Source organism: Streptomyces sp. NBC_00539 (assembly GCF_036346105.1).
Taxonomy (GTDB): Bacteria; Actinomycetota; Actinomycetes; order Streptomycetales; family Streptomycetaceae; genus Streptomyces.
The window spans coordinates 3,983,026-4,008,386 of sequence record NZ_CP107811.1 but is presented as its reverse complement, the minus strand read 5'-3'; the positions used below and the strand labels follow the sequence as shown (position 1 = coordinate 4,008,386).

The window sequence follows — 25,361 nt, the reverse complement described above, 5'->3', positions numbered from 1 at the left end:
GGGCTGACATCCAGTCACCCGTACTCTGTGCCTGCCCGGGCTCGAACAGCTCCCGGCAGCAGCTCGTAGCACGTCGAAGGACAGGGGATCACGCGTGGCCGCGATGCAGTTGACTCGTACGCACCGGATACTCATCGGTGTCGTGGTCGCCGGAGCCGTGGTCATCGCGGGCATCGGCTTCGCGGGTTCGTACTCCGCGGTGCGGGCCCTGGCCTTGAAGAAGGGCTTCGGCAGCTTCTCGCTGGTGTTCCCCATCGGCATCGACGCCGGCATCTGCGTGCTGCTGGCGCTCGACCTGTTGCTGACCTGGATCCGCATCCCGTTCCCGCTGCTGCGCCAGACGGCGTGGCTGCTGACCGCCGCCACGATCGCGTTCAACGGCGCGGCAGCGTGGCCGGATCCGCTCGGTGTCGGCATGCACGCGGTGATCCCGATCCTGTTCGTGGTCACCGTCGAGGCGGCCCGGCACGCGGTCGGCCGGATCGCGGACATCACCGCCGACCGGCACATGGAGGGCGTCCGGATCACCCGCTGGCTGCTCTCCCCCGTCCCCACCTTCAAACTGTGGCGCCGGATGAAGCTGTGGGAACTGCGCTCCTACGAGCAGGCCGTCGGCATGGAGCAGGACCGGCTGATCTACCAGGCCCGCCTCCAGGCCCGCTACGGGCGCGCCTGGCGCCGCAAGGCCCCCGTGGAGGCGCTGATGCCGCTGCGCCTGGCCCGGATAGGGGTGCCGCTCGCCCAGACGGCCCCGACCGGCCTCGCGGCGGCCGGTATCGAACCGATGCTGCTGCCCCCGGCCGAGGCCGGGCCGGATGCCACCGTCCCGGCCCCCGCCCTCGAGGCGGCGCCCGGACAACCGGCTCCGGAAGCCGCGTCCGAGGCCCAGGCCGCACCCGGGGCCCGGCCCGCCCCCCAGCCGGCGGTCCCCGGCCCCCTCCCCGCCCCCCTGCCCTTCGCAGTCGAGCCGACCGCCATGCCGGCCGCCCACAACAGCGCCTGGTTCGCCGCGCCCCTGGCCCCCCAGGCCGCGTACGAGGGCGGCTACAACCCCCAGTACGTCGAGGGCCTGGAGCCGACCCCGGTCATGCCCCCGGCCGGCCCGGACCAGCAGGAGCAGACCCCCGCACCGGTGCCGGAGAGCGCCCCGGACCCGGACGTCGACGAGGTGAAGTTCGCGGAGGCCGCCTACGAGGTGTTCCGCGCCTTCCTCGACGAGCACTCGCAGTTCCCGACCCCGGAGCAGGTGGACATACACCTCTCGGACCGCCACGGGATCGTGCACCCGCGCAGCGCCTCGATGATCCGCCGCCTGATGCCCGAGCTCAAGCTCCGCTACCAGCGGGACCTGGAGAACGAGCACATCGCGTAACCGCTCACGACGAAGGGCCCGCACCCCCAGGGGTACGGGCCCTTCGCACGTCCTACGGAGCCACGGGGCCGCGCCGCCCGGGCGGCCGGCAGCGGCTCGGGCGGCCGGCAGCGGCTCGGGCGGCCGGCGGTGGCTCAGGCGGCCGGCGGTGGCTCAGGCGGCCAGCAGCTTGCGCACCCGGTCCGCCCCCACCGCCAGCAGCAGCGTGGGCAGGCGCGGCCCGGTCTCCCGGGTCACCAGCAGCCGGTACAGCAGCGCGAAGAACGTGCGCTGCGCGACCTTGAGCTCCGGCGTCGGCTTCGCGTCGGGCTCCAGCCCGGCCATCACCTTCGGCACGCCGTAGACCAGCGTGGTCAGCCCGTCGAGCGACCAGTGCGAGTCCAGTCCCTCCAGGAGCAGCCGCAGCGACTCCCGGCCCTCGTCGTCCAGGGAGGACAGCAGCTCGGTGTCCGGCTCCTCGCGCACCAGGGTCCGCTGGTCGGCCGGGACCTGGGTGGTGATCCAGTTCTCGGCGCGGTCCAGCCGCGGCCGCACCTCGTCCAGCGAGGCCAGCGGCCGCTCCGGGTCCAGGTCGGACAGGATGCGCAGCGTCTGCTCGTCGTGCCCGGCGGTGATGTCGACCACCGAGGCCAGCGTCCGGTACGGCATCGGGCGCGGGGTGCGCGGCAGCTCACCGGCCGCGGTCCGCACGGCGCGCGTGTGGGCGGCGGCGTCGGCCGGCAGCACGGAGCCGTCGGCGACCTTCGCCTCCAGCTTGTCCCACTCGTCGTACAGCCGCTGGATCTCCTGGTCGAAGGCGATCTTGAACGACTGGTTCGGGCGGCGGCGCGCGTACAGCCAGCGCAGCAGCTGCGGCTCCATGATCTTGAGCGCGTCGGCCGGGGTCGGGACCCCGCCCTTGCTGGACGACATCTTGGCCATGCCGCTGATGCCGACGAACGCGTACATCGGCCCGATCGGCTGCTCGCCGCCGAAGATGTGCACGATCTGCCCGCCGACCTGGAACGACGAACCGGGCGAGGAGTGGTCGACGCCGGAGGGCTCGAAGACGACGCCCTCGTACGCCCAGCGCATCGGCCAGTCGACCTTCCAGACCAGCTTGCCGCGGTTGAACTCGTTGAGCGCGACCGTCTCGGTGAACTCGTCCTCGGTGCAGACGTAGGTCAGCTCGGTGGTCTCGTCGTCGTACGCCGTGACCTTCGTGAAGTCCTTGCCGCACTCGCCGCAGTACGGCTTGTACGGGAAGTAGCCGCCCTCGGCGCTGCTGCCGTCGTCCTCGGCAGCGGCGCCCGAACCCTCGGCGGCCTCCAGCTCGGCCTCGTCGACCTGCTTCTGCTGCGGCTTCTTGCCGCCCGGCTTCTGCTTCGTGCGGTACTGGTCGAGCACGGCGTCGATGTCCGCCCGGTGCTTCATCGCGAACAGCACCTGCTCGCGGTAGACGCCCGTCGTGTACTGCTCGGTCTGGCTGATCGGGTCGTACTCGACGCCCAGCTCGGCCAGCGACTCGACCATCGCGGCCTTGAAGTGCTCGGCCCAGCTGCCGTACGCGGACCCGGCCGGGGCCGGGACGGCCGTCAGCGGCTTGCCGATGTGCTGCGCCCAGCTCTCGTCCACGCCCTCGACACCCGCCGGCACCTTGCGGTAGCGGTCGTAGTCGTCCCAGGACAGGACGTGCCGGACCTCGATGCCGCGGCGGCGGATCTCGTCGGCGACCAGGTGCGGGGTCATCACCTCGCGCAGGTTGCCCAGGTGGATCGGGCCGGAAGGGGAGAGTCCGGACGCGACGACGACAGGTTTGCCGGGTGCTCGGCGCTCCGCCTCGGCGATGACCTCGTCCGCGAAACGGGAGACCCAGTCGGTCTCGGTGCTGCTCTGAGCCACGACACGTCCTTCTATCTCGAATGCTGGCTTACGCCATTCTCCCAGACGGAACAGGCCGCTCCGGGGTTGCTCCCCTCCCGCATTCTCCAGAGAAACAGAAGGCCCCCGCGTGGGATACTCGGCTCTTGTCGGAACAACCAAGTTCACCTCACAGGAACGGCAGCTCATGGCCTCGGTCCCTTCCCTCGCTTCCTCCGTCCATCAGCGCGTCGCGGACGCCCTCGCCTCCGCCCTGCCGGAGGCCGGTGCCGCCGACCCGCTGCTGCGACGAAGCGACCGGGCCGACTTCCAGGCCAACGGCATCCTGGCCCTCGCGAAGAAGGCCAAGGCCAACCCGCGCGAGCTCGCGTCGACCGTCCTCGAAGGCCTGGACAAGGGCGGTGTGATCCAGGACATCGAGGTCTCCGGCCCCGGCTTCCTCAACATCACGATCACCGACCGGGCGATCATCGAGACCCTGGCCGCCCGCGCCGCCGACGACCGCCTCGGCGTCCCGTACGCCGAGGACGCCGGCACCACGGTGATCGACTACGCGCAGCCCAACGTCGCCAAGGAGATGCACGTCGGCCACCTGCGCTCCGCCGTCATCGGCGCCGCGATGGTCGAGATCCTGGAGTTCACGGGCGAGAAGGTGGTCCGCCGCCACCACATCGGCGACTGGGGCACCCAGTTCGGGATGCTCATCCAGTACCTGCTGGAGCACCCGCACGAGCTGGACCACAAGGCCGAGGGCGGCGAGGAGGTCTCCGGCGAGGAGGCCATGTCCAACCTGAACCGCCTCTACAAGGCCTCGCGCGCCCTCTTCGACTCCGACGAGGAGTTCAAGACGCGCGCCCGCGCCCGGGTCGTCGACCTCCAGGCCGGGGACCCCCAGACCCTCGCCCTGTGGCAGCGGTTCGTCGACGAGTCGAAGATCTACTTCTACTCGGTCTTCCACAAGCTGGACATGGACATCCAGGACCCGGACGTGGTCGGGGAGTCCGGCTACAACGACATGCTCGCCGAGACCTGCAAGCTGCTGGAGGACTCGGGCGTCGCCGTCCGTTCCAACGGCGCGCTGTGCGTCTTCTTCGACGAGTACAAGGGCCCGGACGGCAACCCGACGCCGCTGATCGTCCAGAAGTCCGACGGCGGCTTCGGCTACGCCGCCACCGACCTGTCCGCGATCCGCAACCGCGTGGGCGAACTCAAGGCCGACACCCTCATCTACGTGGTCGACGCCCGCCAGTCCCTGCACTTCAAGATGGTCTTCGAGACGGCCCGCCGGGCGGGCTGGCTGAACGACGGGGTCAAGGCCGTCCAGTTGGCCTTCGGCACCGTCCTCGGCAAGGACGGCAAGCCGTTCAAGACCCGTGAGGGCGAGACCGTCCGCCTGGTCGACCTGCTGGACGAGGCCGTCGAGCGGGCGACCGCCGTCGTGCGCGAGAAGAGCGAGAAGATCGGCCTGAGCGAGGAGGAGATCGTCTCCAACGGCCAGTACGTGGGCATCGGCGCCGTCAAGTACGCCGACCTCTCCACCTCCGCCGGCCGCGACTACAAGTTCGACCTCGACCAGATGGTGTCCCTGACCGGTGACACGTCCGTGTACCTCCAGTACGCGTACGCCCGTAACCGCTCGATCCTGCGCAAGGCCGGAGAGACCCGGCCCGTCGCGCACCCCGAGCTGGCGCTCGCCCCGGCCGAACGCGCGCTCGGCCTGCACATCGACCAGTTCGGGGAGGTCATCGCGGACGCGGCCGCCGAATACGCCCCGCACAAGGTCGCGGCGTTCCTCTTCCAGCTCGCGACGCTCTACTCGACCTTCTTCGACCAGTGCCCGGTCCTCAAGGCCGACACCGCCGAGCAGATGGAGAACCGCCTCTTCCTCTGCGACCTGACCGCCCGCACCCTCACCAAGGGCATGGCGCTCCTCGGCATCCGCACCCCCGAGCGCCTCTGACGGACCCGGTGGGCGGCCCGGAGGACGACTCCGGGCCGCCCCGCCGGGCCGCCCCGCCGGCCCGGCCCGCCGCGCCTGTGACGCGGAACACAGGGAACGTTCCGCGCGGGCGGCTCCTCTCCAGGGTGTTGGTACGCACACCGAGGGGGAGCACATGAACGACACCACCCGCCGCCGCCTGGGCACGGCGCTCGCGGCCCTGCTGGCCGTGGACGGCCTCGCGCACCTGTACTGGGCCACCGGGCGGACCTGGCCCGCCGCCGACGCGCACGCGCTCTCCCTGGCCGTCCTCGGCACCGAGGTCTCCTTCGCGCCGCCCGTCGTCCTGCCGCTCGCCGCCGTCACCCTCACCGGTGCCGGCGCCGTCCTGGCCCACTCCCGCCGCCGGGGCGGGCCCGCGACCCGCCTGGTGACCGGCGCCGTCGCCGCCGGGCTCGCCGTGCGGGGCCTGGCGGGCCTGGGGTGCGCGACCGGGGCCGTCGACAGCCCGCCCGGGCCCTTCTCCGTACTCAACCTCGCGCTCTACACCCCCGCCTGCCTCGGCTTCGGCTGGGCCGCCGCCCGTCTGGCGCGCGCCCGGTGACCCCGGCGGAACGCGAGCGCGGAGTCACCCTCGCCCGGGCCGCCCGCGCCGGGAACACCCTGGCGATGCACGACCTCCTCGACCACCTGACCCCGTACGTCGCCCGCGTCTGCACCCCGATCGCCCTCGCGGACGGCCCGGACGCCACGCAGGAGGCGCTGGTCGCCGTCTTCGGGGCGCTCAGGACGCTGCGGGACCCCGAGGCGCTGTACGGCTGGGTCCGGGCCATCGCGGTCCGCGAGGCGGTGCGCACCGCCCGCCGCGCGGCCCGGGACCGGCCCGCCGAACTGGCCGACGTCCCCGGGCGCGGCGACCCGCAGCTCGCCGCCGACATCGACGACGTACTGGCCCGCCTGTCCCCCGGCCACCGGGCGGTGCTGGTGCTGCGGGACGTCGAGGGACTGGACGAGGAGGCCGCCGCGGCCGTCCTCGGAGTACCGCCCGGTACCGCCAAGTCCCGGCTGCACCGGGCCCGTTCGAGCTTCCGGAAGGCGTGGTTCTCATGACGTACGCGAGCGACGGCGTCGGCCGGTTGCGGGTGATGGCGGCCGGGATCCCGGGCGCGCGGATCGCCGAGCGGGTGCTGCCCGCCGACCCGGACACGGTCTGGGCGGTGATGGCCGACCTGGAGGGCGAGTTCGGCCGCTTCCAGCCGGACATGCGCCGGGTGAGGGTGCTGCGGGTGAGCGGCGACCGGGTGGAGGCCATGGCCCGCAGCAAGTACGGGCTGCGCGCCCACCTCAGGGGGGTGTTGCGCCCGGGCTGGTGCTGGCTCCAGAGCCGCTTCCTGATCGTCGGCATGGCGGCGGCCCCGGAGCCGGGCGGCGGCACCCGGGTGGCCCTGACGGGCGGCGTACGGGTCCCGGGCCGCGCGGCGATCGTCCCGCTGGGGACGGCCGGCGAACTGGCCCGGGCGATGACCCGCCTGGAGGGCCGGGTGCAGGAGCGGAGCTAGGCGGCGCCGTGCGCCGGCCCGGAAAATCGGCGCCGGCCCGGGAACTCGGCGCCGGCCCGGGCTCTCGGGCCCGCCCCGGCAATCGGCGCCGTGCGCCGGCCGGATGCACGTGCGGGACCCGAAGGTCCCGCACGTCCCGTCCCCGCCCCTTCACCGTCCGCCCGGACCCGCCCCGCTCACTGGGTCAGCGGGTAGGAGTGGCGGCCCGACTCCGCGTCGATCTCGGTGTGGGCCTTGTCCAGGAGCTGCGACGCGAGATCCATGAGCGCCCGTGCGCCCGCGATCTCCTCCCCGACCCGGATCTGGTCCGTGTCGGACGGATGCCGCATCGCGTAGCCCCGCGCCCGCAGTTCGGAGCCGTCCATGAGCCTGAGCAGGGCTGCCGCGCTGGTGCGGTGGCCCTCCTCGGTGAATTCGAGTTCCACATGCCACCCGGCGAGCGTGGCCATGAGGGATCACCTCCAGAGGTCGACCTCTTCCCTCCAGGGTGCGCCCACCACCACGCCTGCGGCTACTCGGCCGGCCAGTCGACCATGCCGTAGAAGACGAGCCACGCGAGGAGGACGGCGGCCGGCGCGAGCGCGGCGAGGAGCACGCGCTTCGCGGCGTTGCGCTGCTGCCAGGGCAGCGCCCAGGTGGCCACCAGGAGCACGAGCGCCACGACCAGCCCGACCTGCAACACCGCGAAGGCGGAGCCGAAGCTGTCGTCGAAGCGCCGGGCCGCCTCACCGTTGCAGGAATCGCAGGCCATCGGACTGAGCCCGGCGAACCCGAACGCCCCCAGCCCCAGGGGCAGCGTGATCAGGGTCGTCACGATCGGGGCGATGAGGGCGTACCGGTCCCGGCCGGCGTCGTTGTGTTCCATGCCCCCATCCAGCCACCCCGGCGAGGCCGCCGCATGAGTGCGGGTACTCATCCGCGCCGGGCGGCACTACCCACGCCGCTACGCGCGCTCAGCGCTCCCGGCCGAGCCACTGCGCGACTTCCGTCGCCCAGTACGTGAGGATCGTGTCCGCGCCCGCGCGCTTGATGCCCAGCAGGGCCTCCAGCACGGCGCGGTCCCGGTCGATCCAGCCCTTCTCCGCGGCCGCCTCGATCATCGCGTACTCGCCGCTGATCTGGTACGCGGCCACCGGCACGTCCACCGACTGCGCGACCCGGTACAGGATGTCCAGGTAGGGGCCCGCGGGCTTGACCATGACCATGTCGGCGCCCTCCTCCAGGTCCAGCGCCAGCTCCCGCAGGGACTCGCGGGCGTTCGCCGGGTCCTGCTGGTAGGTCTTGCGGTCGCCCTGGAGGGAGGAGCCGACGGCCTCGCGGAACGGACCGTAGAACGCCGAGGAGTACTTGGCGGTGTAGGCGAGGATCGACACGTCCTCGTGCCCGGTCTCGTCCAGCGCGTCGCGGATCACCCCGACCTGGCCGTCCATCATGCCGCTGGGGCCCACCACGTGGACGCCCGCGTCGGCCTGGACCTGAGCCATCTCGGCGTAGCGCTCCAGCGTCGCGTCGTTGTCGACGCGGCCGTGCTCGTCCAGCACGCCGCAGTGGCCGTGGTCGGTGTACTCGTCCAGGCACAGGTCGGACATGATCACGAGGTCGTCGCCCACCTCGGACCGCACGTCGCGGATCGCCACCTGCAAGATGCCGTCCGGTTCCGTGCCCGCCGTACCCAGCGCGTCCTTGTTCTCGTCCGCCGGGACACCGAACAGCATGATCCCCGAAACGCCCGCCTCCACGGCCTCCACGGCCGCCTTCCGCAGCGTGTCCCGCGTGTGCTGCACCACGCCCGGCATCGCCGAGATGGGCAGCGGCTCGCTGATGCCCTCCCGCACGAAGGCGGGGAGGATCAGGTCCGAGGGGTGCAGGCGGGTCTCCGCGACCATCCGCCGCATCGCCGGGGTGGTGCGCAGCCGGCGGGGGCGCGAGCCGGGGAAGGATCCGTACGTGCTCATCTTCTAGTCGCCTCTTCGAGCGTCGAGAACAGTCGGGAACCAGCGTAGGCCGTACCCCCGCCGGCCCCCGCGCCGCACCACGGCCCGGCTACGCCGCGGGGCCCGGACGCGTCGCGTCCGGGCCCCGTCGTGCCTGCTGCCCGCCGTCAGGTGGTACGGCGGCGGCGCGCGCCCGGACGGCGCTCGCTCGGCCGGTACACCGACTCGCCGGCCTCCTTGGCCGCCTCGCGGCGCGCCGCGCCGTACTCGGCCAGGGCCTCGGCCAGCTTGCCCACGCTCGGCTCGGGCGAGAGCACGTCGACCCGCAGACCGTGCTCCTCCGCCGTCTTGGCCGTCGCGGGGCCGATGCAGGCGATCACGGTGACGTTGTGCGGCTTGCCGGCGATCCCGACGAGGTTGCGCACCGTGGAGGACGACGTGAAGAGAACGGCGTCGAAGCCGCCGCCCTTGATCGCCTCACGCGTGTCCGCCGGCGGCGGCGACGCGCGCACCGTCCGGTAGGCGGTGACGTCGTCGACCTCCCACCCGAGCTCTATCAGGCCCGCGACCAGCGTCTCGGTCGCGATGTCGGCGCGCGGCAGGAAGACGCGGTCGATCGGGTCGAAGACCGGGTCGTAGGGCGGCCAGTCCTCCAGCAGCCCGGCGGCCGACTGCTCGCCGCTCGGCACCAGGTCCGGCTTCACACCGAACTCGACCAGCGCGGCGGCGGTCTGCTCGCCCACTGCGGCGACCTTGATGCCCGCGAAGGCGCGCGCGTCGAGCCCGTACTCCTCGAACTTCTCCCGCACCGCCTTCACCGCGTTGACGGAGGTGAACGCGATCCACTCGTAGCGGCCGGTGACCAGGCCCTTGACGGCCCGCTCCATCTGCTGCGGGGTGCGCGGCGGCTCCACGGCGATGGTCGGCACCTCGTGCGGCACCGCGCCGTACGAACGCAGCTGGTCGGAGAGCGAGGCGGCCTGCTCCTTCGTGCGCGGCACGAGCACCCGCCAGCCGAACAGCGGCTTCGACTCGAACCAGGCCAGGTCCTCACGCCGCGCGGCGGCGCCGTGCTCACCGACCACGGCTATGACCGGCCGCGACCCCTCGGGCGAGGGGAGCACCTTGCCCTGCTTGAAGACCTGCGCGATGGAGCCCAGCGTCGCGCTCCAGGTGCGCTGCCGGGTCGTCGTACCGGCCACGGTCACCGTCAGCGGCGTGTCGGCCCCCCGCCCGGCGCCCACCAGCTCCGCGGCGGCCGCCGACACCGTCTCCAGCGTCGCGGAGACGACGAGGACGCCGTCGCTCGCGCCGACCTCGCTCCAGCACCGCGCCGAGGCGGTACGCGCGTCCACGAAGCGCACGTCGGCGCCGCCCCGGCCGCGCAGCGGCACACCGGCGTACGCGGGCACGCCGACGGCGGTCGCGACACCGGGCACCACCTCGAAGGGGATCCCCTCGGTGGCGCAGACGAGCATCTCCTCGGCCGCGTTGCCGTCGAGCCCGGGGTCGCCGGTGACGGCACGCACGACCCGCCTGCCGGACCGCGCGGCCTCCATGACAAGATTGGTCGCGTCGCGGATCACCGGTACCCCGGCGGCTGCTGACATCTCGTCAGCGACCGTCAGCTGCGGCGTGTCGACACCCGCGCGCGCGTGGGTACGTACGACCTCCAGCACCTCGGGCTCCGCGATCAGCACGTCCGCCGAGGCCAGCGCCTCCACGGCCCGCAGTGTCAGCAGACCCGGGTCACCGGGGCCGGCACCCAGGAAGGTGACGTGCCCGTGGGCGGCGACCGCCGCGAAGGCGGAGGGAGTGGGACTTGAGGGGTTCAAAGCGATCGCTCCCCCATCAGACCGGCCGCGCCCTTGGCCAGCATCTCGTCCGCGAGTTCGCGGCCGAGCGCCATGGCCTCGTCGTAAGACTGGGGCACGGGACCGGTGGTGGACAGCTGCACCAGCGTCGAGCCGTCGAGGGTTCCGACGACGCCGCGCAGGCGCATCTCATTGACAATCTGCCCGTCGGCCAGGAGGTCGGCGAGCGCGCCCACGGGGGCGCTGCATCCGGCCTCCAGGGCGGCGAGGAGGGACCGCTCGGCGGTCACGGCGGCCCGCGTGAACGGGTCGTCGAGTTCGGCGAGGGCGGCGATCAGGGCCGTGTCCGACGCGAGGCACTCCACGGCCAGGGCTCCCTGGCCGGGTGCGGGCAGCACGTTGTCCACGGACAGCAGGTCGGTGGCTTCGTCGCCGCGGCCGATGCGGTTCAGGCCGGCGGCGGCCAGGACGACGGCGTCGAGCTCACCGGCGCGCACGTACCCGATCCGGGTGTCGACGTTCCCGCGGATCGGCACGGTCTCGACGACCTTGCCCAGGCTCTTGGCGTACGCGTGCAGCTGCGCCATCCGGCGCGGCGAACCGGTACCGATCCGCGCGCCGTCCGGCAGCTGCTCGAAGGTCAGGCCGTCACGGGCGACGAGCGCGTCCCGCGCGTCCTCCCGCTTCGGCATGGCCGCGATCACCAGCTCCTCGGGCTGCGTGGTCGGCAGGTCCTTGAGCGAGTGGACGGCGAAGTCCACCTCGCCCCGGACCAGCGCGTCGCGCAGGGCGGTGACGAAGACACCGGTGCCCCCGATCTGCGCGAGGTGCTCCCGGGACACGTCACCGTAGGTCGTGATCTCCACGAGCTCGACGGGCCGGCCGGTGACCGCCCGTACCGCCTCGGCGACGTGCCCGGACTGCGACATGGCCAGCTTGCTGCGTCGCGTGCCAAGCCGGAGGGGCTGGTCGGGACGTGTGTTCATGATGCCCGTCCTGGGTCGTCGTTCTTCGGATCGGCCGCGTCCGCCCGGCTGACGGAGGCCACCGTCTGAGGGTCGAGGTCGAAGAGTTCGCGCAGCGCCTCCGCGTACCCGGCGCCGCCGGGCTCGCTCGCGAGCTGCTTGACGCGCACGGTCGGCGCGTGGAGGAGCTTGTCTACGACGCGCCGCACGGTCTGCGTCACTTCGGCCCGCTGGCGCTCGTCCAGATCCGGCAGGCGTCCGTCGAGGCGGGCCACCTCCATGGCCACCACCTCGGCGGCCATGGCGCGCAGCGCGACGACGGTGGGCGTGATGTGCGCGGCCCGCTGGGCCGCGCCGAAGGCCGCCACCTCCTCGGCGACGATCGCGCGCACCGCGTCGACGTCGGCGGCCATCGGGGCGTCCGCCGAGGCCTCGGCGAGCGACTCGATGTCGACCAGCCGTACGCCGGGGATCCGGTGGACGGCCGCGTCGATGTCGCGCGGCATGGCCAGGTCGAGCAGCGCGAGACGGACCGGCCGGACGTCGACCTGGCCACGGGCGCCCTTGCGGGGCTGCCGGTGCGCGGTGGCCTCGCCCTGGTCGGCCCACGTTCCGTGCAGCTCCAGGGAGTTGGCGTCGACCCCGGTGAGCGCGGAGCGCCCGTCGGGCCCGAGCGGGCACTCGTCCCGCTCGGCCGGAGCGCTGATGACCCGCACGGCCCCGGCGTCGGCGAGCCTGCGCCCGCCCTCGGCGGCCGCCACGAGCCGCGCGAGCACGCCCGGGTCGACCCCGTCCACACCCGCCGCTTCCGGCCCCGCCTGGGGGTACGCCGGGGCGGATTCCGCGGGAGGCCGGGGCGCGGGGTCCGGGGCGGCGCCCTGGGAGACGGCGGCCAGCACGTCGTCGGCGGTCAGCACCAGCCCCGTCGCGCCCGTGCAGGACACGACCACGTCGGCCCGCGCCAGCTCACCCGCCACGGAGGCCATCGGTACGGCCCGCGCCGCCACCCCGGTGCCCGAGGCAACCAGAATCCCGGCCAAACGCTCCGCCCGCTCCGCGGTCCGGTTCGCCACGACGATCTCGGCCACGCCGACCCGCGCCAGCGTCGCCGCCGCCAGCGACGACATCGAGCCGGCGCCGATCACCAGCGCCCGCTTGCCCGCCGCCCATGCGGGGACCTCGGCCCCCATGGACAGCTGCTCCAGCCCGAACGTCACCAGCGACTGCCCGGCCCGGTCGATCCCGGTCTCCGAGTGCGCCCGCTTGCCGACCCGCAGCGCCTGCTGGAACAGGTCGTTGATCAGCCGGCCGGCCGTGTGCTGCTCCTGCCCCAGCGCCAGCGCGTCCTTGATCTGCCCGAGGATCTGGCCCTCGCCGACCACCATCGAGTCCAGCCCGCACGCCACCGAGAACAGGTGGTGCACCGCCCGGTCCTCGTAGTGCACGTAGAGGTAGGGAGTGAGCTCCTCCAGCGCCACCCCGCTGTGCTGCGCCAGCAACGTCGACAGCTCGGCCACACCGGCGTGGAACTTGTCCACGTCCGCGTACAGCTCGATGCGGTTGCAGGTGGCGAGCACCGTCGCCTCCGTCGCCGGCTCGGCGGCGAGGGTGTCGTGCAGCAGCTTGACCTTGGCGTCCGCGGACAGCGAGGCCCGCTCCAGCACGCTCACCGGCGCGCTGCGGTGGCTCAGCCCTACGACCAGCAGACTCATGCCGGCATCACCGCCGGAACATCACCTTCGGGACCGCCCTTGCGGACGCCGGAGGCGGCCGCGGCAGCAGCGGCCACGGGGCTCTCGGCGGCGGCCGCACCGGTCGCGCCCGCGACAGCGGCGGCGGCACCCGGGTCACCGGCGGAGCCCGCGGCGGCAGCCGCTTCCTCGCCGGCCTTGCGCTGCTCGTGGAACGCCAGGATCTGGAGCTCGATCGACAGGTCCACCTTGCGCACGTCGACGCCGTCCGGCACGGACAGCACGGTCGGCGCGAAGTTCAGGATGGAGGTGACGCCCGCCGCGATGAGCCGCTCGCTCACCTGCTGCGCCGCGCCCGCCGGAGTGGCGATCACCCCGATGGAGACGCCGTTCTCCTCGATGATCTTTTCCAGGTCGTCGGTGTGCTGCACGGGCATTCCGGCCACCGGCTTGCCCGCCATCGCCGGGTCCGCGTCGATCAGTGCCGCTACCCGGAACCCGCGCGAGGCGAAACCGCCGTAGTTGGCCAGGGCCGCACCGAGGTTGCCGATGCCGACGATGACGACCGGCCAGTCCTGGGTCAGCCCGAGTTCGCGGGAGATCTGGTAGACGAGGTACTCGACGTCGTAGCCGACGCCGCGCGTGCCGTAGGAGCCGAGGTAGGAGAAGTCCTTGCGGAGCTTGGCGGAGTTCACTCCGGCGGCGGCCGCGAGCTCCTCGGAGGACACCGTGGGCACCGATCGCTCGGAGAGCGCGGTGAGGGCACGCAAGTACAGCGGAAGCCTGGCGACAGTGGCCTCGGGAATACCTCGGCTGCGGGTCGCCGGTCGGTGAGTTCGGCCAGTTGCCACGATGCTCCTGCGGGATGAGCGGGGCTGCAGGCGGTCACTTGTCCCAAGACCGCCCCGTCGGAAGCAGGCTATGTCTTTGTGAACGCGTGCACAAAGATTGTGTCCGTTTTGTCCGTCCAAAGTGACCGGGGTCACGCGGTCGCCGCACCGAGGGGCGGAACCGGGAACGGGCCGAACTCGTTCAAATCCGGAGGGGGGCAAACCGGTGCACACTCCTCATCGATACGCCCCCGAGCCCCCACAAATCGCCCATGATGGTAACCGGCCGGACGGTCAGCCCTCCAACGCCCGGCGCAGCCGCTCGGGGTTCACCCTCCAGAAGGTGTGCTGTTCACCATCCACCAGCACCACGGGGATCTGTTCCCAGTGCAGCCGGTACAGCTCCTCGTCCTGCGAGATGTCCTTCTTCTCCCACCGCGCCCCGGTCTCGGCGCAGATCCTCTCGACCACCTCCTGGGCGTCGTCACACAGATGACATCCCGGCTTCCCGATGAGCGTGACCAGCCGCTCCCCGGGGCGCTTCTTCTCCTTGCGGCGCAACAGAGGACTCATGTCCTCATTGTCCCGCGCCGCGCGAGCGCCACCGACGGCCGCGGAGGCAGCCGTTCCGAAGAGTTCACGCCCGCGTTCCTCCTCGGTTCGGGAACTCCCGAACACAGTGGCTATGCTCGCGTCATGGCCGCTCTGGGATGGCTCACCCCCCGTAGGCGCTCCGCCACCGCGCGGAGCGTGCTGGCAGGCGAGGCCTCGGCCGAGGCCGCCCGCAAGAGCGCGCAGGACGAGGCGCCACCTCTCCACCGAGCGCCGGAAGCGGCCCCCGAGACGCCCGCCGAGGCCGAGTTCCCGGTCCAGGGCGACGACCTCGCCGCCGCCTTCTTCGACCTCGACAACACCGTCATGCAGGGCGCCGCGATCTTCCACTTCGGCCGCGGCCTCTACAAGCGCGAGTTCTTCCGCCGCCGCGAACTGGCCCGCTTCGCCTGGCAGCAGGCCTGGTTCAGGCTCGCCGGGGTCGAGGACCCCGAGCACATGCAGGACGCCCGTGACAGCGCGCTGTCCATCGTCAAGGGCCACAAGGTCTGCGAACTCATGGCGATCGGCGAGGAGATCTATGACGAGTACATGGCCGAGCGGATCTGGCCGGGCACCCGCGCCCTGGCCCAGGCCCACCTCGACGCCGGCCAGAAGGTGTGGCTGGTGACGGCCGCCCCCGTCGAGACCGCCACGATCATCGCCCGGCGCCTGGGCCTGACCGGCGCCCTGGGCACCGTCGCCGAGTCCGTCGACGGCATCTACACCGGCCGCCTGGTCGGCGAGCCGCTGCACGGCCCCGCGAAGGCGGAGGCGGTACGCGCCCTGGCCGCCGCCGAGGGACTCGCTCTCGAACGCTGCGCCGCCTACAGCGATTCGCACAACGACATCCCGATGCTGTCACTGGTCGGACATCCGTACGCGATCAATCCCGATACAAAACTGCGCAAGCATGCCCAGGCACACGACTGGCGGCTGCGCGACTATCGGACCGGCCGCAAGGCCGTGAAGGTCGGCGTCCCGGCGGCCGCCGGGGTCGGCGCTATCGCGGGCGGCACGGCCGCCGCCATCGCCCTGCACCGCCGCCGCAAGTAGCCCCAGGGTCCCCGCGCGCAATCCCGCACCTTTACCCGCGCCGTCGGCGCGGCACTCCGGCATGCCCGACTCGGTCGCCCAGCACCGCGGAAGCGCCCATTCCGCGTATCCAACCGATCAGGAACCGATCATCAACTGCGACTGAATATGCCCTCGGTACGCAACAGAAGTGTCGGAACCGGTGATTTGAGCAACTGGGTGTAGTGCTGCCTGTACGAAGCGTTATTCTCCTCAAACGCATGCCACCGACCATCTGTCGCCACGACGGGTGAACGGTCCCGCACTGCACGTGATGGAAGCTCTGCCTCTGGGAGTCCCGTGTACCCACCTGTCGGGGTTGACGCCTCGGGCCTGGCTACGCTGCGCGCAACGGTCCTCGACCACCTGCGCGGCTTCGTCCCCACCGCGTACGCCGTCCCCGCCTTCGCCGCCGCGGTCCCTGCCGGCCTCGGCCCGGCCGGTCCTTGCTACGCCCTGACCGACGGCGGAGCGACGGTGGGCAGACGCGGTCGCGCGGGCGGTGCGGGCACCGCCACCGGCACGAGCGCGCCCGCCGCCCGCCGCCCCACCGCGGACAGCGACCAGGCCCGCATGATGGACCTGGTCGAACGCGCCCAGGCCGGCGAGGCCGAAGCCTTCGGCCGGCTCTACGACCAGTACAGCGACACGGTGTACCGCTACATCTACTACCGCGTCGGCGGCAAGGCGACCGCGGAGGATCTCACCAGCGAGACCTTCCTGCGCGCGCTGCGCCGCATCTCCACCTTCACCTGGCAGGGCCGCGACTTCGGGGCCTGGCTGGTGACGATCGCCCGCAACCTGGTGGCCGACCACTTCAAGTCCAGCCGCTTCCGCCTGGAAGTGACCACGGGCGAGATGCTCGACGCCAACGAGGTGGAACGCTCCCCCGAGGACTCCGTCCTGGAGTCCCTCTCCAACGCGGCCCTGCTGGAGGCCGTACGGAAACTCAACCCGCAGCAGCAGGAGTGCGTGACCCTGCGCTTCCTGCAGGGCCTCTCGGTCGCCGAGACGGCCCGGGTGATGGGGAAGAACGAGGGCGCGATCAAAACCCTCCAGTACCGGGCGGTCCGCACCCTGGCCCGCCTCCTCCCGGACGACGCCCGCTGACCGCCTCCCGACACCACCGACCCTTGATGACTCCGATGCCGCTGTGGTCCGATCATCCTTCGTCCGTAACCCAAGTGCCGCGCCGCTCGTTGTGCGGAATGCAGGCTCCCTGTGGACACGCCCTGCCCGAAGCCGCTCACTCGAAAGTGTGGATGTGCTCAAGGAAGGCAACCTTCCGGACACCTGGGGGAGTCGATCGTCATGACGAGAGGAGGTGCCGCCAGTGATCGCGAACGTGACTCCGCACCGGCGGGCGAACGCCTTCGCCCAGGCCCTGGAGGAGCGGACCCCGTCCGACCTTTCGGAACCGGACCCGGCGGCCGAGCAGTCCGAGGCACCTGCCGAATCTGCCGACCACGACCGGTTGTTGGCCCTGGCGAACGTGCTCGGCGAAAGAATGCCGCGCCCGGTGCTGGACCCCGAGGTCAAAGTGGTGCAACGAGCACAGCTCGTCGCCGCCATGGAGGCCCTGGTAATGGAAGAGAGGGCCGGGGGCGGTGCCGCACCGGACCCTCTCGTGCCCGAACAGCGGACCGGCCGCGGCGCCCACCGGGCGACCTCGCTCCGGAAATTGCGGCCCCGCTCCCGCTGGTCCAAGGGCATCGCAGCGGGCGGCCTCACCGTGGGTGTGGCCGCGGGGGCCTTCGGCGGAGTGGCCGCTGCCAGCACCGACGCCCTGCCCGGTGACTCCCTCTACCCCGTCAAGCGGGGCATGGAGGACATCAAGCTGGGCATGGCCGACGAGGACTCGGACCGGGGCGAGCTCTACCTCGACCAGGCCTCGAACCGGCTCTCGGAAGCCCGCAGGCTCATGGAGCGCGGCCGGACCGGCGTCCTGGACCACGAGTCCCTGGGCGCGATCCGCCGGGCACTGGCGGGCATGAGCCACGACGCGGCGGAAGGCCACCGGCTGCTGCAGGCGGCGTACGAGCGGGACGGCTCGCTCGGCCCGATGCAGATGCTGTCCTCGTTCTCCCGCTCCCACCGCGACGCGTGGGGCAAGCTCCGGGAGAAGCTCCCGGCGCAGCTCACCGACGTCGGGGGCGAGGTCGAGTCGGTCTTCCAGGCCATAGACGAAGACGTGGCGCCCATCCAGAACCTGCTGCCCAAGCCACCGGAGCAGTCCCGTGGCGCCACGGGCGGCCAGGCGAAGCCCAGCGCCTCCCCCGGGAAGCAGCAGCCCGAGTCCCCCGCAGGCCAGCCGGCGGCGTCACCCCCGAGCGCGCCCCCGTCAGCGGCCTCCAAGCCCTCCGCCCCCGGCGGGCTCCTGGGCGGCACCGGCGATCTGCTCCACCCGTCCGACCCGGGCCACGCCACGCCGCCCCCCTCGGGAGCGGCACCGCAACAGCCCCAGCCGGACATCACCCTCCCGCCGCTCCTCCCCGGCCTGCTCCCGGGCCTGGGCCTCAAGGCGGAGGACACCGAGTAACAAAGCGGAGCGGTGCCCGGCGGACCATCCCGCCGGGCACCGCTCCGTCATGTCCGGGCCCCTCAGACCACCTCGCCGCCCGAGACCCCGCCGTCAGAAGAAGACGGACCGCCGCTGCACGAGCAGCCGGTACAAGGTGTGCTGTATCTGCTCCCGCACCTGGTCCGTCAGGTTGAACATCAGCATCGGATCCTCCGCCGCCTCCGCCGGGAACCCCTCCGTGGAGATCGGCTCCCCGAACTGGATCGTCCACTTCGTCGGCAGCGGCACCATCCCGAGCGGCCCCAGCCACGGGAACGTCGGCGTCACCGGGAAGTACGGCACCCCCAACAGCCGCGCGAGCGTCTTCGCGTTGCCGACCATCGGGTAGATCTCCTCCGCCCCCACGATCGAACAGGGCACGATCGGCGTCCGCGCCCGCAGCGCCGTCGACACGAACCCGCCCCGCCCGAACCGCTGGAGCTTGTACCGCTCCCGGAACGGTTTCCCCACCCCCTTGAAGCCCTCCGGCATCACCCCGACGAGCTCCCCCGCCTCCAGCAGCCGCTGCGCGTCCTCCGCGCAGGCCAGCGTGTGACCGGCCTTGCGGGCGAGCTCGTTCACCACCGGCAGCATGAACACCAGGTCCGCGGCCAGCAGCCGCAGGTGCCGCTCCGCCGGATGGTGGTCGTGCACGGCCACCTGGAGCATCAACCCGTCCAGCGGCAACGTCCCCGAGTGGTTCGACACGATCAGCGCGCCGCCCTCCTTCGGGATGTTCTCGATGCCCTTGACCTCGACCCGGAAGTACTTGTCGAACAGCGGCCGCATCATGGACATCAGGACCTGGTCCGTCAGCTCCTTGTCGTAGCCGAAGTCATCGACCTCGTACTCCCCGGTGATCCGCCTGCGCAGGAACGCCAGCCCGCCGGCGATCCGCCGGTCCCAGTCAGCCGAACGCCCCACGGGCCCGCCGGTCCCACCCGCCCCGGCGGCCGCTGCCGCCTCCGGTCCCGGCTCGGGTGCGGGCTGCACCACCGGCTCACCAGCCGGCGGAGCCACCCGCACCCGCCGCGGCGGCCGCCGGCGCGGCCGCTCCTCGTCGAAGGGAATGACCTTCGCGTCCGCCACTATCGCTCCGCTCCCTCAGCCGCCGTCCCGACACCCGACAGATCCGCGTTCAGCATTCCGGCCACCCGGTCCACGGCCCGCCCCACCCGCTCCGGCGGCAACAGCCCGCTTCCCCTGCTCCGCGCGAAGTCCGCGAACGTCTCGGCGGTCGTGTACATCGGCTCGAACCCTAGGGTGGACCGCATCTGTGTGGTCTCCACGACCCGCCCGTGCGTCAGCAGCCGGATCTGTTCGGGCGAGAACTCCGTCACCCCGACCGCCCGCAAGGCCGAACCCACCCAGGTCACCGCGGGCATCACCAGCGGCACCGTGGGCCGCCCCAGCCGCCGCGCGCACTGCGACAGCAGCAACACCCCGTCACCCGCGATGTTGAAGGTCCCGCTGTTGAGCGTCCCGCGCGCGGGCTCCCCGGCCGCCAGCCGCAGCACGTCCACCACGTCGTCCTCGTGGACGAACTGCAGCCTCGGGTCGTAACCCAGCACCGTCGGCATCACCGGGATCGAGAAGTACTCGGCCAGCGCCGAATCCGCGTAGGGGCCCAGAATGTTCGCGAACCGCAGCACGCACACCGCCACGTCCGGCCGCCTGCGCGCGAAGCCCCGTACGTACCCCTCGACCTCCACCGCGTCCTTCGCGAAGCCGGCCGCCGGCAGCGACTTCGGCTGCGTCGTCTCGGTGAAGACCGCCGGATCCCGCGAGGTGCCCCCGTACACACTGGTACTGGACTTCACCACGAGCCGCCGTACCGTCGGGGACTTCTGGCACGCCCCGAGCAGCTGCATCGTCCCGATGACGTTCGTTTCCTTCACGGCGCTGCGCGCGCCGCCGCTGCCCGCGCTGCCGCCCGTCACGGCGAGGTGCACCACCGTGTCGACGGCGTGCTCGGCCAGCACCCGGGCGATGGCCGACTGTCTGATGTCCGTACGGACGAACTCGGCCGAGCCGAGCCGGTGCGGGGGGCCCACCGAATCCACCGCGATGACCCGATCGACGTCCGGCTCCCGCTGGATACGGCGCACGAAGCGGCCTCCCAGCTGCCGGGCAGCCCCAGTGACGAGAACGACCTTGCCCACGAGTTCAGCGCCTCCCTCGAAGAAGTCCCCCGGCTACACCGCAGCCCCTCCACCAGGATGGTGGAGGGGCTGCGGAGAACACGTACAGCTGCCGTTTACTTCTTGTTACGGCGCTGGACGCGGGTGCGCTTGAGCAGCTTGCGGTGCTTCTTCTTGGCCATCCGCTTACGCCGCTTCTTGATAACAGAGCCCACGACTACCCTCGCTCACTTCTCGGAACATCCCCGCGCCAGCGGGGATCGGTGCGGGGCGTCTGGGCCCACACGACCTACGTCGGCCTAGCCTACCCGCCCGAGCTCTGAGCTTGTAATCCGAGGGCAACCCGAGAGTCATCTCAAGCCGACTCCACCCCCACATAAGACTCTCGGAGGTACTCGTGAACCGCGTTCTCGGGGACCCGGAAGGACCGGCCCACCCGGATGGCGGGCAGATGACCGTTGTGCACCAGGCGGTACACGGTCATCTTCGACACTCGCATCACCGAGGCGACCTCCGCCACGGTCAGGAACTGAACCTCACTGAGAGGCCTCTCGCCAGCAGCCATGACACACCTTGACCTTCCGCGCATGACGGGCACCGGCTTCCCCTCCGGTTACACCCCGTCGTCGCACGCTCACTCCCCAGAGTAGGGGCGTGTGATACGAGTGGGGAAGAGGAGCTACGGCCACTCCTGACGCCACGGCAGACCGGCGCGGCCCAATACGTAACGAACGAGGGGCCGGTAGAAATCCGAGGACACCCCGTCATCAAGCGGAACCGTCACCGCGACCCGCCCCTCGGCCTCCCCCACGAACAGCGCCGGATCGTCCGTATCCGCCAGCCCGATCGCCTCCACACCCAACTGACCTGCGCCGCAGACCCAACCGTGGTCCCCCACCACCAGTTCCGGCAACGGCCCTCCGGCATCCGCCAACGCCCCCAGCGCGATCCGAACCGGCAGCGGCGAATGGGTGTGCGCGCCGGTGACACTCACCGGTGGACGCGCGCCGGCTTCCCGCACCAGTGCGACCCCCCGTACGTAATCGATGCGGTGCCCTCCTACGCCGAACCGGGTCGCCATGTCGACATGCACCCCCTGCGCCGGGGTGAGGACAACACAGCCCACCGCCGACAGGGCACGGGCCAAACCGGCGTAGAACGCAAGGAGGCGGTGCGGGTGTCCCGTCCCGAACATCACCGGCGACCGCCGCCGCGCCGCCTCCTCCAGCCGCGCCGCGAACGCCTCCAGCCCGGCCAGCGTCCGCTCCGGATCGATCACGTCCGGCCCGCTGACGTGCGCGGGGTCCGCCGAGACCCCGCACCTGTCCGCCATCAGCCGCAGCAGATCACGCTCACCCCAGCGCCACTGCGGCTCCAGCCCCAGCAGCACCCGCGGATCGCGGGCCGCGAACAGTCTGTAACTGCGCAGGCTCTCCTCACGCGACGTAGCGACGGGCCCGGCCAACCGGGAAGCCAGCAGATGCGCACGCAACGCGCCGGTGCTCAACACCCTCCGATGCTGCCGCACCGGACGCCGCGCCTCATCAATTCCCGTGCACAGCCCCACGGTTGGCGTAACGGTGCCCCGCCGCACACCCCGCCGCACACCCCGCGGCGCCCACCGCCTACACGAGCATCCCGCGCAGCGGGAACACCGCCCGCCGCGTCGCCAGGACGGCCTGATCCGTACTGTCCGCCGGGTCGTAGCCCGCCTCCCAGTCCCGCCATCCGACCGTCCGGCCGTCCGTCATCCGCACCGGCCCCGGCTGTCGGGTCCGCGCGTACACCTCGCTCCGCCACTCCTGCGGCACGTCGGAAGCCGGATCGACCGGCCGGTGCGCCGCGATCCCGACCAGATGGGTCCAGGAGCGCGGTACGACGTCCACCACCGCGTAGCCGCCCCCGCCCAGGGCGAGCCAGCGGCCGTCCGCGTACGCGTGGGCCAGCCGGTGACACGCCTCCTGGACGGCCCGCTGCGCGTCCAACGACACCGCCAAATGGGCCAGCGGATCCTCGAAATGCGTATCGGCCCCGTGCTGGGACACCAGGACCTGCGGCCGGAAGTCCGCGAGCAGCTCCGGCACCGTCGCGTGGAACGCCCGCAGCCAGCCCTCGTCACCCGTCCCCGCCGGCAGCGCCACGTTGACCGCCGAACCCTCGGCGGCCGGCCCGCCCGTCTCCTGCGGCCACCCGGTCTGCGGGAACAGCGTCCGCGGATGCTCGTGCAGGGACACCGTCAGCACCCGCGGGTCGTCCCAGAACGCCGCCTGCACCCCGTCCCCGTGGTGCACGTCCACGTCCACGTACGCGACGCGCTCGGCGCCCAGCTCCAGCAGCCGCGCCACCGCCAGCGCCGCGTCGTTGTACACGCAGAACCCGGACGCGCCACCCGGCATGGCGTGGTGCAACCCGCCCGCGAAGTTCACGGCGTGCCCGGCCTCCCCGCGCCAGATCGCCTCGGCCGCCGCCACCGACTGCCCCGCGATCAGCGCCGACGCCTCGTGCATCCCGTGGAACGCCGGATCGTCGACGGTGCCGAGCCCGTACGAGCCGTCGGCCACCCCGGGATCGGCCGACACCTCCCGCACCGCGGCGACGTAGTCCTCCCGGTGCACGAGACGCAGCGTCGAATCCCCGGCCGCCCGGGCCGCCCGTACCTCCATGGCCCGGTCCAGCCCGAAGGCCCGGACCAGACCCATGGTCAGCGCCAGGCGCACCGGATCCATCGGATGGCTCGGTCCGAAGTCATACCTCGTTACCGCCTCGTCCCACATCAACAACCCGGTCACCGGCTCGCCGCTCATGCCCGACACCGTATCGGGCCCCGCCGACGCCGAAGGAACGGGCGTAGAACAGCGTCACCAACACCAGCACCATCGGCACCAGCATCGCGCCGCGATAGCTCCAGGCGTCCCCTATCCCACCGACCAGCGGCGAACCGATCAGGAAGCCCACGTAGTTGAAGATGTTCAGCCGGGCGACGGCCGTGTCCGACGCCCCGGGGCCGAACTTCTCGAAAGCGAGCCTTCCCGCGGCGGCGAAGGTCTGCGGCACGATCACGCACAGCCCGATCCCCAGCAGGGTGAAGCCGAGCATCCCCGTCCACGCCCCGGGCGCGGCGGCCACCACCGCGAACCCGCCGGCCGCGACCACCGTCCCCGCCCGCACCACCGCGACCGGCCCGAAGCGGCGCACGCCCAGGTCCCCGACGGCCCGGCCGAGCAGCGTGGTCACCATGTACACGTTGTACGGGACCGTCGCCAGCTGCTCGGAACTCCCCAGCACGTCCTGGAGGTACTTGGCGCTCCAGTTCGAGACGGTCGAGTCCCCGATGTACGCGCACGCCATCACCAGGCACAGCGGCAGCAACAGCCCGAACCCGCCGGGCCCCAGGCCCTTCCCGGCGCCGCCGTCCGCGCCCGGCGCGCCCTGGTCCACGTAGTACCGGCTGGCCGCCAGGGCCGCCGGGAGCAACAGGACGACGGCCGGCAGGTAACTCACGAAGAGCCCCAGATGCCAATGCGCCCCCGCCCACGCGGCGGAGGCCCCGACGATCCCGCCCAGGCTGTACGAGGCGTGGAAGCCGAGCATGATGCTGCGGCCGTACGTCCGCTGGAGACTCACCCCGAGCATGTTCATCGAGGCGTCGAGCGCCCCGACCGACAGCCCGAACGCCCCGAGCGCCAGGGCCACGTGCCACATCTGCCCGCCGGCGCCGGCGCCGAGGAGGGCGAGCAGTACCAACGGCTGGGCCCACCTCAGGACCACGCCGGGCGCGATCCGCTTCACCAGGTGCTCGGTAGCGACGCTGGAAATCCCCGCGAGGACCGGCACGGCGGCCAGGAAGGCGGGCAGCAGCCCGTCGGATATCCCGTACTGGTCCTGGATGGCCGGGATCCGGGTCACGAGGAGGGCGAAGGTCACGCCCTGCACGAAGAAACTGAACCCCAAGGACCACCGGCCACGGCGCAGCCGCACGTCATCTGTCATGGCGGCTCAGCGTAGGGGCCGGGGCTACCGGTGGGTAGAGCGATCACCCCACCAATCACGTGTCAGCACGTGTCAGTGGGGCGGCTCCGGTACCGCCACCGGTCACTCGTCGAGGCCGAGCAAGCGGATCAGGTCCTTCATCTCCCCGAAGCAGGCCTTCGCCCCGGCCAGCCGGTCGGCGGGCATCATCCCGGTGAACCCGTACACGTCCATCCCCGCGGCCACGGCGGCCTCCACCCCGAGCGGGCTGTCCTCGACCACCACGCACCGCGCCGGCTCGACACCCATCCGTTCGGCGGCGTGCAGGAACAGATCGGGCGCGGGCTTTCCACGGCCCACGTCCTGCGAGCTGAAAATCCACTCCTCCTCGAACCACCCGTCGATCCCGGCGGCGCGATGCCCGACCCGGATCCGCTCGTGGCTCCCCGAGGAGGCGAGGCAGTAGGCGACCCCCTTCGCGGTCAGCGCCCCGAGCACCTCCTCCACACCGTCGACGGGCCGCAGCTCGCGCGCGAACGCCTCGAACGTCCGGGAGTGCAGCATCTCGTCGAAGTCCTCGGGCAACCGCTGCCCGGTCCGCTGCAGCACGAGGTCGTGCACCCGGTGCACGGCGCCGCCCATGTAGTCGCGGAGCGACTCGTCGTACGTGGTGGGGTGCCCGATCTCGGTCAGGTACCCGGCGAGGATCCGATTGGCGAGCGGCTCACTGTCCACCAGCACGCCGTCGTTGTCGAAGATGACGAGGTCATAACCCATAAGCCCACCTTACGAGCCGTCAGCGCGGGCGGAGCGCAACCCCGTGCGGGTGATCGGCTGAAAACGCAGGTGAACGCAGAAAAGCCCCGCACCGGCCCCGAAGGGCCGGTGCGGGGCTTCCCGCAATGATTGTTCGGCGGCGTCCTACTCTCCCACAGGGTCCCCCCTGCAGTACCATCGGCGCTGAAAGGCTTAGCTTCCGGGTTCGGAATGTAACCGGGCGTTTCCCTAACGCTATGACCACCGAAACACTATGAAGTTGACCAACCGGATGACAACACGGTC

The 25,361-nt window shown here is 72.0% G+C and carries 25 protein-coding genes and 1 rRNA gene; 8 read left to right on the top strand and 18 right to left on the bottom strand.

The genetic code is table 11. From position 1 onward, the window contains the following. Nucleotides 1-103: 103 nt before the first annotated feature. The gene (locus tag OG861_RS18045) at nucleotides 104-1,372 is read left to right on the top strand and encodes a DUF2637 domain-containing protein (RefSeq protein ID WP_329202282.1); all 1,269 of its coding nucleotides are present in this window, start codon (nucleotides 104-106) and stop codon (nucleotides 1,370-1,372) included. A 153-nt stretch (nucleotides 1,373-1,525) separates the two neighbouring features. Here OG861_RS18045 and lysS read toward each other — a convergent pair whose 3' ends face one another. Then, the gene (gene lysS / locus OG861_RS18040) at nucleotides 1,526-3,253 is read right to left on the bottom strand and encodes a lysine--tRNA ligase (protein WP_329196067.1); all 1,728 of its coding nucleotides are present in this window, start codon (nucleotides 3,251-3,253) and stop codon (nucleotides 1,526-1,528) included. Nucleotides 3,254-3,419: 166 nt separating this feature from the next. Here lysS and argS point away from each other — a divergent pair, with 166 nt between their 5' ends. From argS to OG861_RS18020, 4 genes are all read left to right on the top strand, one after another. After that, complete coding sequence (gene argS / locus OG861_RS18035) at nucleotides 3,420-5,192, top strand: arginine--tRNA ligase (protein WP_329196068.1); 1,773 nt, start codon at nucleotides 3,420-3,422, stop codon at nucleotides 5,190-5,192. Between the two features lie 154 nt (nucleotides 5,193-5,346). Beyond that, nucleotides 5,347-5,775, top strand: coding sequence for a DUF3995 domain-containing protein (locus tag OG861_RS18030; protein WP_329196070.1), 429 nt, complete (start codon nucleotides 5,347-5,349; stop codon nucleotides 5,773-5,775). Continuing rightward, nucleotides 5,772-6,281, top strand: coding sequence for an RNA polymerase sigma factor (locus OG861_RS18025; protein WP_329196072.1), 510 nt, complete (start codon nucleotides 5,772-5,774; stop codon nucleotides 6,279-6,281). The genes OG861_RS18030 and OG861_RS18025 overlap by 4 nt, the downstream gene beginning before the upstream one ends. Further along, nucleotides 6,278-6,730, top strand: coding sequence for a hypothetical protein (locus tag OG861_RS18020; RefSeq protein ID WP_329196075.1), 453 nt, complete (start codon nucleotides 6,278-6,280; stop codon nucleotides 6,728-6,730). The genes OG861_RS18025 and OG861_RS18020 overlap by 4 nt, the downstream gene beginning before the upstream one ends. A 176-nt stretch (nucleotides 6,731-6,906) precedes the next feature. Here the strand turns inward: OG861_RS18020 and OG861_RS18015 are convergent, their stop codons facing one another. The 8 genes from OG861_RS18015 to OG861_RS17980 form a co-directional block, all read right to left on the bottom strand. Then, entirely contained in the window at nucleotides 6,907-7,179 is a 273-nt protein-coding gene (locus OG861_RS18015; RefSeq protein ID WP_329196078.1) for a DUF1876 domain-containing protein, read from the bottom strand. 62 nt (nucleotides 7,180-7,241) lie between these two features. After that, the gene (locus OG861_RS18010; protein ID WP_329196080.1) at nucleotides 7,242-7,595 is read right to left on the bottom strand and encodes a hypothetical protein; all 354 of its coding nucleotides are present in this window, start codon (nucleotides 7,593-7,595) and stop codon (nucleotides 7,242-7,244) included. A gap of 88 nt (nucleotides 7,596-7,683) precedes the next feature. Beyond that, a complete protein-coding gene (hemB, locus tag OG861_RS18005; protein WP_329196081.1) occupies nucleotides 7,684-8,685 on the bottom strand; it encodes a porphobilinogen synthase in 1,002 nt (333 codons plus the stop codon). Nucleotides 8,686-8,831: 146 nt separating this feature from the next. After that, nucleotides 8,832-10,499, bottom strand: coding sequence for a bifunctional uroporphyrinogen-III C-methyltransferase/uroporphyrinogen-III synthase (locus OG861_RS18000; RefSeq protein WP_329196083.1), 1,668 nt, complete (start codon nucleotides 10,497-10,499; stop codon nucleotides 8,832-8,834). Further along, entirely contained in the window at nucleotides 10,496-11,464 is a 969-nt protein-coding gene (hemC, locus tag OG861_RS17995; protein WP_329196085.1) for a hydroxymethylbilane synthase, read from the bottom strand. Before hemC ends, OG861_RS18000 begins: the two co-directional genes overlap by 4 nt. Next, nucleotides 11,461-13,155, bottom strand: a complete 1,695-nt coding sequence (locus tag OG861_RS17990; protein WP_329196087.1) for a glutamyl-tRNA reductase — start codon at nucleotides 13,153-13,155, stop codon at nucleotides 11,461-11,463. The genes hemC and OG861_RS17990 overlap by 4 nt, the downstream gene beginning before the upstream one ends. Then, nucleotides 13,152-13,985 (bottom strand): redox-sensing transcriptional repressor Rex, encoded by an 834-nt coding sequence (locus OG861_RS17985; protein WP_329196089.1) that lies wholly within the window; start codon nucleotides 13,983-13,985, stop codon nucleotides 13,152-13,154. The genes OG861_RS17990 and OG861_RS17985 overlap by 4 nt, the downstream gene beginning before the upstream one ends. 273 nt (nucleotides 13,986-14,258) lie before the next feature. Next, nucleotides 14,259-14,537, bottom strand: a complete 279-nt coding sequence (locus tag OG861_RS17980) for a glutaredoxin family protein (RefSeq protein WP_329196091.1) — start codon at nucleotides 14,535-14,537, stop codon at nucleotides 14,259-14,261. A gap of 123 nt (nucleotides 14,538-14,660) precedes the next feature. On the opposite strand from OG861_RS17980, the gene OG861_RS17975 reads away from it, so the two are divergent. The 3 genes from OG861_RS17975 to OG861_RS17965 all read left to right on the top strand — a co-directional run bounded on the left by OG861_RS17975 (nucleotide 14,661) and on the right by OG861_RS17965 (nucleotide 18,168). Further along, on the top strand, nucleotides 14,661-15,611 hold the full coding sequence (locus tag OG861_RS17975) for an HAD family hydrolase (protein WP_329196093.1): 951 nt from the start codon (nucleotides 14,661-14,663) through the stop codon (nucleotides 15,609-15,611). A gap of 318 nt (nucleotides 15,612-15,929) precedes the next feature. Continuing rightward, a complete protein-coding gene (locus OG861_RS17970) occupies nucleotides 15,930-16,739 on the top strand; it encodes an ECF subfamily RNA polymerase sigma factor, BldN family (RefSeq protein WP_329196095.1) in 810 nt (269 codons plus the stop codon). 223 nt (nucleotides 16,740-16,962) lie between these two features. Then, nucleotides 16,963-18,168: a DUF5667 domain-containing protein gene (locus OG861_RS17965; protein ID WP_329196097.1), complete on the top strand. Its 1,206-nt coding sequence runs from the start codon at nucleotides 16,963-16,965 to the stop codon at nucleotides 18,166-18,168. 93 nt (nucleotides 18,169-18,261) lie between these two features. On the opposite strand, the gene OG861_RS17960 is transcribed toward OG861_RS17965, so the two are convergent. The 9 genes from OG861_RS17960 to rrf form a co-directional block, all read right to left on the bottom strand. After that, nucleotides 18,262-19,278, bottom strand: coding sequence for a lysophospholipid acyltransferase family protein (locus tag OG861_RS17960; RefSeq protein WP_329196099.1), 1,017 nt, complete (start codon nucleotides 19,276-19,278; stop codon nucleotides 18,262-18,264). Beyond that, nucleotides 19,278-20,351 (bottom strand): NAD-dependent epimerase/dehydratase family protein, encoded by a 1,074-nt coding sequence (locus OG861_RS17955; protein ID WP_329196101.1) that lies wholly within the window; start codon nucleotides 20,349-20,351, stop codon nucleotides 19,278-19,280. The genes OG861_RS17960 and OG861_RS17955 overlap by 1 nt, the downstream gene beginning before the upstream one ends. 95 nt (nucleotides 20,352-20,446) lie before the next feature. Then, nucleotides 20,447-20,545, bottom strand: coding sequence for a 30S ribosomal protein bS22 (locus OG861_RS17950; RefSeq protein WP_003948845.1), 99 nt, complete (start codon nucleotides 20,543-20,545; stop codon nucleotides 20,447-20,449). Between the two features lie 140 nt (nucleotides 20,546-20,685). Continuing rightward, nucleotides 20,686-20,895 carry a helix-turn-helix domain-containing protein gene (locus OG861_RS17945; protein WP_008738568.1) on the bottom strand — a complete coding sequence of 70 codons (210 nt, stop codon included), beginning with the start codon at nucleotides 20,893-20,895 and terminating at the stop codon, nucleotides 20,686-20,688. A gap of 114 nt (nucleotides 20,896-21,009) precedes the next feature. Further along, nucleotides 21,010-21,840 carry a phosphatase gene (locus OG861_RS17940; RefSeq protein WP_329196103.1) on the bottom strand — a complete coding sequence of 277 codons (831 nt, stop codon included), beginning with the start codon at nucleotides 21,838-21,840 and terminating at the stop codon, nucleotides 21,010-21,012. Between the two features lie 115 nt (nucleotides 21,841-21,955). Next, entirely contained in the window at nucleotides 21,956-23,104 is a 1,149-nt protein-coding gene (locus OG861_RS17935) for an acetoin utilization protein AcuC (RefSeq protein WP_329202284.1), read from the bottom strand. Beyond that, nucleotides 23,076-24,320, bottom strand: a complete 1,245-nt coding sequence (locus OG861_RS17930) for an MFS transporter (protein ID WP_330261814.1) — start codon at nucleotides 24,318-24,320, stop codon at nucleotides 23,076-23,078. The genes OG861_RS17935 and OG861_RS17930 overlap by 29 nt, the downstream gene beginning before the upstream one ends. Nucleotides 24,321-24,422: 102 nt before the next feature. After that, nucleotides 24,423-25,076 (bottom strand): HAD family hydrolase, encoded by a 654-nt coding sequence (locus tag OG861_RS17925; protein WP_329196107.1) that lies wholly within the window; start codon nucleotides 25,074-25,076, stop codon nucleotides 24,423-24,425. A 131-nt stretch (nucleotides 25,077-25,207) separates the two neighbouring features. After that, a 5S ribosomal RNA gene (gene rrf / locus OG861_RS17920) occupies nucleotides 25,208-25,324 on the bottom strand. Nucleotides 25,325-25,361: the final 37 nt, after the last annotated feature.

Bases quoted from the DNA above. Each gene is read 5' to 3' on its own strand.
- OG861_RS17935 (WP_329202284.1), bottom strand. From the start codon at position 23,104: ATGTGGGACGAGGCGGTAACGAGGTATGACTTCGGACCGAGCCATCCG.
- OG861_RS18015 (WP_329196078.1), bottom strand. From the start codon at position 7,179: ATGGCCACGCTCGCCGGGTGGCATGTGGAACTCGAATTCACCGAGGAG.
- OG861_RS17930 (WP_330261814.1), bottom strand. From the start codon at position 24,320: ATGACAGATGACGTGCGGCTGCGCCGTGGCCGGTGGTCCTTGGGGTTC.
- argS (WP_329196068.1), top strand. From the start codon at position 3,420: ATGGCCTCGGTCCCTTCCCTCGCTTCCTCCGTCCATCAGCGCGTCGCG.
- OG861_RS17990 (WP_329196087.1), bottom strand. From the start codon at position 13,155: ATGAGTCTGCTGGTCGTAGGGCTGAGCCACCGCAGCGCGCCGGTGAGC.
- OG861_RS17980 (WP_329196091.1), bottom strand. From the start codon at position 14,537: ATGAGTCCTCTGTTGCGCCGCAAGGAGAAGAAGCGCCCCGGGGAGCGG.
- OG861_RS18030 (WP_329196070.1), top strand. From the start codon at position 5,347: ATGAACGACACCACCCGCCGCCGCCTGGGCACGGCGCTCGCGGCCCTG.
- OG861_RS18020 (WP_329196075.1), top strand. From the start codon at position 6,278: ATGACGTACGCGAGCGACGGCGTCGGCCGGTTGCGGGTGATGGCGGCC.
- hemC (WP_329196085.1), bottom strand. From the start codon at position 11,464: ATGAACACACGTCCCGACCAGCCCCTCCGGCTTGGCACGCGACGCAGC.
- OG861_RS17945 (WP_008738568.1), bottom strand. From the start codon at position 20,895: ATGGCTGCTGGCGAGAGGCCTCTCAGTGAGGTTCAGTTCCTGACCGTG.
- hemB (WP_329196081.1), bottom strand. From the start codon at position 8,685: ATGAGCACGTACGGATCCTTCCCCGGCTCGCGCCCCCGCCGGCTGCGC.
- OG861_RS18010 (WP_329196080.1), bottom strand. From the start codon at position 7,595: ATGGAACACAACGACGCCGGCCGGGACCGGTACGCCCTCATCGCCCCG.
- OG861_RS17975 (WP_329196093.1), top strand. From the start codon at position 14,661: ATGGCCGCTCTGGGATGGCTCACCCCCCGTAGGCGCTCCGCCACCGCG.
- OG861_RS17925 (WP_329196107.1), bottom strand. From the start codon at position 25,076: ATGGGTTATGACCTCGTCATCTTCGACAACGACGGCGTGCTGGTGGAC.
- OG861_RS18045 (WP_329202282.1), top strand. From the start codon at position 104: ATGCAGTTGACTCGTACGCACCGGATACTCATCGGTGTCGTGGTCGCC.